5 protein-coding genes and 1 pseudogene are annotated in these 1,731 nt (G+C 45.6%); 3 read left to right on the top strand and 3 right to left on the bottom strand.

Going from position 1 to position 1,731, the window contains the following annotated elements; all coding sequences use genetic code 11:
* From D5R40_RS38685 to D5R40_RS43305, 3 genes are all read left to right on the top strand, one after another.
* A partial coding sequence (locus tag D5R40_RS38685; RefSeq protein WP_205127842.1) for a hypothetical protein occupies window positions 1–388 on the top strand: 388 nt, incomplete at its 5' end.
* A 67-nt stretch (window positions 389–455) separates the two neighbouring features.
* Window positions 456–950, top strand: a complete 495-nt coding sequence (locus D5R40_RS32710; protein ID WP_124155867.1) for a T9SS type A sorting domain-containing protein — start codon at window positions 456–458, stop codon at window positions 948–950.
* The gene (locus D5R40_RS43305) at window positions 947–1,021 is read left to right on the top strand and encodes a hypothetical protein (protein ID WP_124155869.1); all 75 of its coding nucleotides are present in this window, start codon (window positions 947–949) and stop codon (window positions 1,019–1,021) included. The genes D5R40_RS32710 and D5R40_RS43305 overlap by 4 nt, the downstream gene beginning before the upstream one ends.
* A 51-nt stretch (window positions 1,022–1,072) precedes the next feature.
* On the opposite strand, the gene D5R40_RS36730 is transcribed toward D5R40_RS43305, so the two are convergent.
* From D5R40_RS36730 to D5R40_RS38690, 3 genes and pseudogenes are all read right to left on the bottom strand, one after another.
* On the bottom strand, window positions 1,073–1,216 hold the full coding sequence (locus D5R40_RS36730; RefSeq protein WP_161565174.1) for a hypothetical protein: 144 nt from the start codon (window positions 1,214–1,216) through the stop codon (window positions 1,073–1,075).
* Window positions 1,188–1,373 carry a hypothetical protein gene (locus tag D5R40_RS32720; RefSeq protein WP_205127843.1) on the bottom strand — a complete coding sequence of 62 codons (186 nt, stop codon included), beginning with the start codon at window positions 1,371–1,373 and terminating at the stop codon, window positions 1,188–1,190. The genes D5R40_RS36730 and D5R40_RS32720 overlap by 29 nt, the downstream gene beginning before the upstream one ends.
* A pseudogene (locus D5R40_RS38690) lies at window positions 1,363–1,731 on the bottom strand (hypothetical protein); the annotation flags it as partial. The gene D5R40_RS32720 and the pseudogene D5R40_RS38690, both read right to left, overlap by 11 nt.

Genomic DNA, 1,731 nt, shown 5'->3' on the forward strand with positions numbered 1-1,731 from the left:
TGAGTTCATGATTGTGTTGACTAATGACGCGATCACTTTGCCTCCGGTGCGGCTTAGAAATTTGAAACTCGATTTCTTTAATCCCAATGTTGGACGCGCACCCGGGGATTTGTTTGAACCGGACGCGGGGGAAGAGCATGTACATGCTTTTCAGGATAATGACTGTGAATGTACCCAACCTGATTTCTCGGATCGGGTGGCCTGGAATTGTCCGGATGGAAATACGTTTTCAGGATCTGGTTCTCCGGTAATGACGGAGGTGACCCATATGATCGTTCATCATTCTGCCGACCTAATACGAGTAGCGATTGGGGAGCAGCGGTTCTGGCGATCTGGAATTTGCATAAGAATACTAATGGCTGGGATGACATCGGTTACAACTGGTTGATCGATCCCAATGGAGTAATATACGAGGGAAGAGGGGGTGGGAATAATGTGCGAGGGGACACACTTCTGTGGAAAAAATAGCGGAACCATGCATTTGTTTTCTGGGAAATTTTGAGACCGCTACTCCTACAACTGAAGCATTGGCAAGTTTGGAAGCTTTGTTGGCATGGAAAAGTTGTGATTCGGGCTTGGATCCCAAAGGATCTTCCCTACATGCTTCGAGTGGCCTGAACCTACCTACTATTTCAGGGCACAGAGACGGTTGCAATACCCTTTGTCCAGGCGCCAATTTGTACCCGATGCTGGCCACGCAGGTTCGCGAAAATGCAGATTCTATTTTGACGGCTTGTACAAGTGTCACGTCTGTAAATGAATTCGACCAAATCTCTGAGTTAACTATCTATCCCAATCCTAGTGAAGGGGACTTTCATGTGAGTTGGACCGCAACCCAAACTGGAGAAGTTGTGATGGAAGTGCTCAATTATCAGGGACAGCTTTTTCTTCAGCGTGAATTGGATCTTTATCTCGGTAGCCAGGAACTTCAACTCAGGCTGCCCAAATGAGTTCGGGCATTTACCTCTTGCGTTTCCGCAATAAAAAAGGAACGCTTACGCGCAAAATACTTTTGCTGTAAGCGTCCGAGATTCTCCTGTTTTAGTCTTGTTTAGTCAGAGCCGAAAGAAAACTATTCTTTCTTATCTGTATCTGTTTTCTTTTTAGGAGCAGGCTTTTTGCGTGCAGCAGGTTTCTTGGCTGCGGGCTTTTTAGGAGCTGCTTTTTTTCGTCCCTCTCCTGCATCTTTAAATTCTTCTTTGATCTGCTTTTTCATGGCAGTGAATTCCTGTGCAGAGATTTACGCCTTTCTCTTTCAATTCGCCCAATTCTTTGAGCTTTTGAAGTGCGACAGATTGATCATCTTTAGGCGCCGTAGCTTCTTCGGTAGCTTTTTTTATCTCTATCTCTACTTCCTTTACCTCATTTTCCATCTCCTCTTTCCATTCGGCGGCTTTTTTCTTGCCTTCCTCGTAACGCTCTTCGTAGTACTTTTTCAGTACTTCCATATCCAGGTCCTGGAAGTTTCCTCCTTTTCTGGTGCATGGCGATGGAAAACATCTCCCAATGCATATGTAGCTGCACCGGAGAGTACCACTGACTGATACCACCTAATACGGTACCAATACCAGGTATGGCTTTAAAGAGCGAAGAACCGATACGTATCATCATATTTCCGGTAAGTGCTCCCACGAGGGCTTTTCCAGAAGTTTCAGAATAATCTAATTCGTGCAAATTTGCCAGCTGCTTGAGCATGTCCAACTGGATAGCTGTAACAGCAGCGAGGTCTAG

The sequence above is a fragment of the Okeania hirsuta genome (assembly GCF_003838195.1).
Classification (GTDB): domain Bacteria; phylum Cyanobacteriota; class Cyanobacteriia; order Cyanobacteriales; family Microcoleaceae; genus Okeania; species Okeania hirsuta.